The sequence below is a fragment of the Streptomyces sp. TRM64462 genome, assembly GCF_013362995.1.
Classification (GTDB): Bacteria; Actinomycetota; Actinomycetes; order Streptomycetales; family Streptomycetaceae; genus Streptomyces.
Map to the genome: position 1 here is coordinate 1 of NZ_JABWDV010000330.1, position 6,691 is coordinate 6,691.

A 6,691-nucleotide genomic window follows, 5' to 3' on the forward strand; every position below is an offset into this window, starting at 1 on the left:
GCCCGGCTCCGCAGGGAGGCCGAGCAGGTCAAGGCGGACGGCGAGGCCGAGGCCGAACGGCTGCGCGCCGCCGCACGCGCCGACGGCGAAAAGGTACTCGACGACGCCCGCAAGGCCGCCGACAAACGCCGCTCCGACGCCGCCACCCAGGCCGACCAGCTCATCACCGAAGCCACCACCGAAGCCGACCGCCTCGTCACGGAGGCCACCGACGAGGCCGAACGGCTGCGGGCCGAGGCCGCGGAGACCGTGGGCTCGGCGCAGCAGAGGGCGCAGCGCATCCGCGAGGAGGCGGAGCGGCACCGCAAGGAGACCGAGAAGGCCGCCGAGCAGGTGCGCGCCGAGGCCCGCGCGGAGGCCGACCGGCTGGTCGACGAGGCGCGGGAGGCCGCGGCCAAGCGGCGGACGGACGCGGCCGAGCAGGCGGACCAGCTCATGGCGAAGGCGCAGGAGGAGGCGCTGCGCGCGACGACCGACGCGGAGACGCAGGCCGACACGATGGTCGGCGCGGCCCGCAAGGAGGCCGAGCGGATCGTCTCCGAGGCGACCATCGAGGGCAACGGCCTGGTGGAGAAGGCCCGTACGGACGCGGACGAGCTGCTGGTCGGGGCGCGCCGGGACGCCAACGCCATAAGGGAACGCATGGAGGAGCTCCGTACGCGCACCGAGGCGGACATCGAGGAGCTGCACGAGCGGGCCCGCCGGGAGGCCGCCGAGCAGATGAAGGTGGCGGGCGAGCGCGCCGACAAGCTGGTGAAGACCGCCGAGCAGCAGCTCGCCGAGGCGGAGGCGAAGGCCAAGGAGCTGCTGTCGGACGCCAACTCGGAGGCGAGCAAGGTCCGTATCGCCGCGGTGAAGAAGGCCGAGGGCCTGCTGAAGGAGGCCAACAGCAAGAAGGCCGAGCTGACCCGCGAGGCGCAGAAGCTGAAGGAGGACGCCGAGGCGGAGGCCGACCGGCTGGTGGCCGAGGGGCGGCGCGAACTGGACGTGCTGGTGCGCCGGCAGGAGGACATCCAGACGGAGATCGGCCGTGTCCAGTCGGTGCTGGAGGCGTTGGAGTCTTTCGAAGCGCCTACGGGGAACGGCAAGGACGGCGTCAAGGCGGGGGCGGCAGCCGGCGGTACCCGTTCGAGTGGCAAGTCAAACACCGACTGAGCCACTCGAAAGGCTGGACATTCTCCCAATCAAACGGTCATCCGCTCGATGACACGCCGCTTCGGCCCCTAGGATTCCCCCTAACACCTCACCGGTCTCATTCGACAGGAACCCCATGAGCGACACTTCCTCCCCCTTCGGCTTCGAGCTCGTGCGGCGTGGTTACGACCGCGGTCAGGTGGACGACCGCATTACCAAGCTCGTCGCCGACCGTGACAGTGCTCTGGCCCGAATCACTGCTCTGGAAAAGCGCATCGAGGAGCTCCACCTCGAGACGCAGAACGCACAGGCCCAGGTGTCCGACGCCGAGCCGTCGTACGCGGGCCTCGGCGCGCGCGTCGAGAAGATCCTCCGGCTGGCCGAGGAGGAGGCGAAGGACCTGCGCGAGGAGGCCCGTCGCGCCGCCGAGCAGCACCGTGAACTCGCCGAGTCGGCGGCCCAGCAGGTGCGCAACGACGCCGAGTCGTTCGCCGCCGAGCGCAAGGCGAAGGCCGAGGACGAGGGCGTCCGCATCGTCGAGAAGGCGCAGGGCGAGGCCAACGCGCTGCGCGCCGAGGCGCAGAAGGACGCCCAGTCGAAGCGCGAGGAGGCGGACGCCCTCTTCGAGGAGACCCGTGCGAAGGCCGCGCAGGCGGCCGCCGACTTCGAGACGAACCTCGCCAAGCGGCGTGAGCAGTCCGAGCGTGACCTGGCCTCGCGGCAGGCGAAGGCGGAGAAGCGGCTCGCGGAGATCGAGCACCGCGCGGAGCAGCTGCGCCTGGAGGCGGAGAAGCTGCGTACGGACGCGGAGCGCCGGGCCCGCCAGACGGTGGAGACCGCGCAGCGCCAGGCCGAGGACATCGTGGCGGACGCGAACGCCAAGGCGGACCGTATCCGCAGCGAATCGGAGCGCGAGCTGGCGGCGCTGACGAACCGCCGCGACTCGATCAACGCCCAGCTCACCAACGTCCGCGAGATGCTGGCCACGCTGACGGGTGCCGCGGTCGCCGCGGCGAACGTGCCGGGCGACGACGAGCCGGTGACCCGCGGCGTCCCGGCGCAGCAGTCGCGCTGACCCCGGCGCCGGCCCGGTCGCCGGCCCGGCCGCCAGTCCGGTCGCCGGCCCGGCCGCTGATCCGGCGCTGACACCGCGTACGCCGCGTCGGCGCCCGAGCACACCGCGCTGACGTGCGGATACGGCGTCGCCCGTGCGTCGTGGCACCGGTCCCGTTCCCCCGTGGGGGCCGTCCTGCCGATGCACCCGAGGTGCTGAATCCTGTAGTCCACTTGGCCCCCCCGTCATTCCGGTGGCGGGGGGCTTCGTGCGCCCGTAGCGTGTGGCGCATGATCGAGCTTGAGGGCCTGACAAAACGTTTCGGAACGAAGACGGCCGTCGACCAACTCTCCTTCACGGTCCGTCCTGGAGTCGTGACGGGGTTCCTCGGGCCCAACGGGGCCGGCAAGTCGACGACGATGCGGATGATGCTGGACCTGGACGCGCCGACGAGCGGCAGCGTCCGGATCGACGGGCGGCACTACCGGGAGCTGGACGAGCCGCTGAAGTACATCGGTGCCCTGCTGGACGCCAAGGCGATGCACGGCGGACGCAGCGCGTACCACAACCTCCTCTGCCTGGCGCAGTCGAACCGCATCGCGGAGCGCAGGGTGGCGGAGGTGCTCGACATGGTCGGGCTGACGGCGGTGGCGAAGAAGAAGTCGAAGAACTTCTCCATGGGCATGGGCCAGCGGCTGGGAATCGCGGCGGCGCTCCTCGGCGATCCGCGCATTCTGCTGTTCGACGAGCCGGTCAATGGTCTGGACCCGGAGGGAATTCACTGGATCCGCAATCTCATGAAAGCACTTGCGGCGGACGGCCGGACGATCTTCGTCTCCAGCCATCTGATGAGTGAAATGGCGCTGACGGCGGATCACTTGATCGTCATCGGCCAGGGCAGGCTGCTCGCGGACACGACGATGGCGGATTTCATCCAGCGGAACTCGCGCAGCTATGTACGGCTGCGTTCACCGCAGCAGGAGCAGGTCAAGGACGTCCTGGCGTCCGACGGCAGCACACCGGTCCAGACCGATGACGGGGCGTTCGAGATCGACGGCGCGTCGACCGAGCGGATCGGCGAACTCATGGCGGAGCACGGGATCGTGCTGCACGAGCTGAGCGCCCAGCGGGCCTCGCTTGAGGAGGCCTTCATGAGGATGACCGCCGGCGCGGTCGAGTACCACGCGCACAACGCCGTAGAACAGCCCCAGCAGCCCCAGTGGGGCGCGGGCGTGAAGGGGGCCTGAACGATGGCATCGGTACCGGCGGTCCTCCAGTCGGAGTGGACCAAGATCCGTACGGTCGCGTCGACGATCTGGACGCTGCTGAGCGCCCTGCTCGTGACGGTGGCGGTGGGCGCGGCGATGAGCGCCGTGATGAGGTCGGTGTTCGACGAGCTGTCGACGATCGAGCGGGCGACCTTCGACCCGACGCTGGTCAGCTTCTTCGGGATGACCCTGGGGCAGCTCGCGATGGTGGCGTTCGGCGTCCTGGTCGTGGGCACCGAGTACAGCACCGGGATGATCCGTACGTCGCTGGCGGCGGTGCCGCAGCGCGGGACGCTCCTGTTCAGCAAGATCGCCGTGGCGGGGCTGCTGGCGCTGGCGGTGGGGCTCGTCACCAGCTTCCTGTCGTTCTTCGTGGGGCAGGCGCTGCTGGGTGATCACCGGGCGTCGATCACGGACGACAACGTGCTGCGGGCGGTGATCGGCGGCGGGCTCTACATGGGCCTCATCGCGGTCTTCTCGATGGGCGTCGCGGCGATGCTGCGCTCGTCGCTGCTGTCGCTGGGCATCCTCGTGCCGCTGTTCTTCCTGGTGTCGCCGATCCTCGCGGCCGTGCCCAAGGCCAAGGAGGTGGCCCACTACCTCCCCGACCGGGCGGGCGGGAAGATCATGGAGGTGGTGCCCGGCGCCATGGGCCAGGAGGCGGCGCCGTACGGGCCGTGGGGCGGTCTGGGCATCATGGCGCTGTGGGTGGCGGCGGCCCTGGTGGGCGGCTACCTGGTGCTGAAGCGGCGGGACGCGTAGCCGCACGCGGGCACGGGGCGCGGGCGCGGCGGAGCGGGGTACGGTCTTTTCGGGTACGGACGGAACCGTCAAGGCCGTACCACCCTCTTACCTCCTACGGGTGGCGCTTCGGCGTGCGCGCGCCGCCGCCCGCTGTGTGAACCGATCTGTCGATAGGGCTGAAGAATGATCGAGGCAGTCGGCCTGACCAAGCGCTACGGCGCCAAGACCGCTGTGGAGGATCTGTCCTTCCAGGTGCGTCCGGGGGCCGTGACCGGCTTCCTGGGGCCGAACGGCTCCGGGAAGTCGACCACCATGCGCATGATCCTCGGCCTTGACCGGCCCACGTCCGGGCACGTCACGGTCGGCGGCCACGGCTTCCGGCAGCTGCCGAACGCCCCACGGCTGGTCGGGGCCCTGCTGGACGCGCGGGCGGTGCACGGCGGGCGCACGGCCCGCAGCCACCTGCTGGCGCTGGCGCAGCTCGCCGGCATCCCGGAGCGGCGCGTGGACGAGGTGCTCGGGGTGGTCGGCCTCCAGGACGTGGCCCGCAGGCGCACCAAGGGCTTCTCGCTCGGCATGGGCCAGCGGCTCGGTATCGCCGCGGCCCTGCTGGGCGACCCGCAGGTGCTGCTCTTCGACGAACCCGTCAACGGCCTGGACCCCGAGGGCATCCTGTGGGTGCGCAACCTCATGAAGGCGCTGGCGGCCGAGGGCCGTACGGTCTTCGTCTCCTCGCACCTGATGAGCGAGATGGCGCAGACCGCCGAGCACCTCATCGTGATCGGGCGCGGCCGGCTGATGGCCGACATGAGCGTCAAGGACTTCATCGCGGCGAACTCGGCCGGGTTCGCGCGGGTGCGCACCCCGCAGGACGCGCCGGAGCAGCGCGAGAAGCTGACCGCCGCGCTGACGGAGGCGGGCGGGTACGTCATGCCGGAACGCGACGGCGCGCTGCGCGTGACGGGGCTGCCCCTGCCCCGTATCAGCGACCTGGCGCACGGCGCGGGCGTCCGCCTGTGGGAGCTCTCGCCGCACCAGGCCTCCCTGGAGGAGGCGTACATGCGCATGACCCAGTCGGCGGTCGACTACCGCTCCACGGAGGACGAGCGCGCGGGCCTGATGCAGCCGCTGCCCCCGGGCTCCGCGCCGCCCGCCCCGGCCGTCCCCGAGGTCCCGGCGGAAGCCTGGTACGTCCCGCCGCCCCCGCCGCCGGCACCGACGCCCGCCCCGGAGGCGGCCGCCGACGGGCCCGCCGCCGACGCGCCCGACGCCGCCGTACCGTCGACCGAACGCCGTATCGAGGACGCCCGATGACCACCGCTCCGTACACCTCGCCGATTCCCGTGCGGCGTGCCCGTCTCGGGGACGCGCTCGCCTCCGAGTGGACCAAGATCCGGTCACTGCGGTCCACGATGTGGACGCTCGGTGTGATGACCACGGTCGTGGTGGGTGTCGGGTTCCTGCTGGCCTGGGCGATCGGGCAGGTGCCGGACGAGGGCGAGTCGGTCCCCAGCGGCGGGGTCCTGGAGCTCGGGATCGTCGGCATGCTGCTCGGCTCCGTCTGCGTGATCACGCTCGGCGTACTGACGATCACGTCCGAGTACGGTACGGGCCTGATCCGTACGACCCTGACCGCCTGCCCCAGCCGCGGCCGGGTGCTCGCCGCGAAGTCGATCGTCTTCTTCGTGGTCGTCTTCGTGATCAGTACGGCCGTCTCGGCGCTGAGCGCCCTCGTCCAGACCGGCATGATCGGCACCAGCGGCGGCGCCACCGCCGAGCACTGGTTCCGCGCCACCGTCGGAGTCGGCCTGTTCATGGCGACGCTCGGGCTGTTCTCGCTCGCGGTGGGCACGATGCTGCGGCACTCCGCCGGCGCCATCACCACCATGATCGGGCTGGTGCTGCTGCCGTTCGTGCTGGCCATCGGGATGTACGCGGAGTCGCTGGAACGGCTGCGCACGGTGCTGGTCGAGTACTCGATCCCCAGCCTGCTGTCCCGCCTGTACAGCGGCACCACGAACTTCGGCGGCGGCACGCCCGCCGGCTGGGACCCGCTGTGGATCATGCTGGGCGTGACGGCCGCGGCGCTGGCCGGGGCGTATCTGACCCTGAGCCGCCGGGACGTGTAGGCCGGGGGCGCTGCCCCTTCCCGAACTGGGGGCTTCGCCCCCAGACCCCCGTGTCGCTCCCCCAAGCTCTTCGAGCAGGGGGTACCCCCAGAACGGCGCTCGTCCTCAAACGCCGGACGGGCTGAAAAAATCAGCCCCTTGGGGGTCCCCCCTGTTCGAAGAGCTTGGGGGAGTTTGAGGAGCGGGGGTTCGGGGGCAGAGCCCCCGATTCGGGAAGGGGCGGGGTGGGGGGAGAACCACCGGACACGACCTAGGCCGTTTCTTTCGGATCATCTTGCCGACCAGATGAAGATGGCGGCGATGTGGAGTCCGGCGAGGTAGATGGTGGCGGTCTTGTCGTATCGAGTGGCCAGACCGCGCCA

General features: G+C 71.0%; 5 protein-coding genes and 1 pseudogene. All 6 read left to right on the top strand.

The genetic code is table 11. The features are described 5' to 3' along the window. Nucleotides 1-1,155, top strand: a pseudogene (locus HTZ82_RS16820) (hypothetical protein); the annotation flags it as partial. Nucleotides 1,156-1,270: 115 nt separating this feature from the next. After that, the gene (locus HTZ82_RS16825; RefSeq protein WP_175410210.1) at nucleotides 1,271-2,209 is read left to right on the top strand and encodes a cellulose-binding protein; all 939 of its coding nucleotides are present in this window, start codon (nucleotides 1,271-1,273) and stop codon (nucleotides 2,207-2,209) included. Nucleotides 2,210-2,478: 269 nt separating this feature from the next. Continuing rightward, a complete protein-coding gene (locus HTZ82_RS16830; RefSeq protein WP_175410211.1) occupies nucleotides 2,479-3,435 on the top strand; it encodes an ABC transporter ATP-binding protein in 957 nt (318 codons plus the stop codon). 3 nt (nucleotides 3,436-3,438) lie between these two features. Further along, nucleotides 3,439-4,218, top strand: coding sequence for an ABC transporter permease (locus HTZ82_RS16835; protein ID WP_175410212.1), 780 nt, complete (start codon nucleotides 3,439-3,441; stop codon nucleotides 4,216-4,218). Nucleotides 4,219-4,383: 165 nt separating this feature from the next. Next, nucleotides 4,384-5,514 carry an ABC transporter ATP-binding protein gene (locus HTZ82_RS16840; RefSeq protein ID WP_175410213.1) on the top strand — a complete coding sequence of 377 codons (1,131 nt, stop codon included), beginning with the start codon at nucleotides 4,384-4,386 and terminating at the stop codon, nucleotides 5,512-5,514. Next, the gene (locus HTZ82_RS16845) at nucleotides 5,511-6,329 is read left to right on the top strand and encodes an ABC transporter permease subunit (RefSeq protein WP_175410214.1); all 819 of its coding nucleotides are present in this window, start codon (nucleotides 5,511-5,513) and stop codon (nucleotides 6,327-6,329) included. Before HTZ82_RS16840 ends, HTZ82_RS16845 begins: the two co-directional genes overlap by 4 nt. The last annotated feature ends 362 nt before the right edge of the window (nucleotides 6,330-6,691 follow it).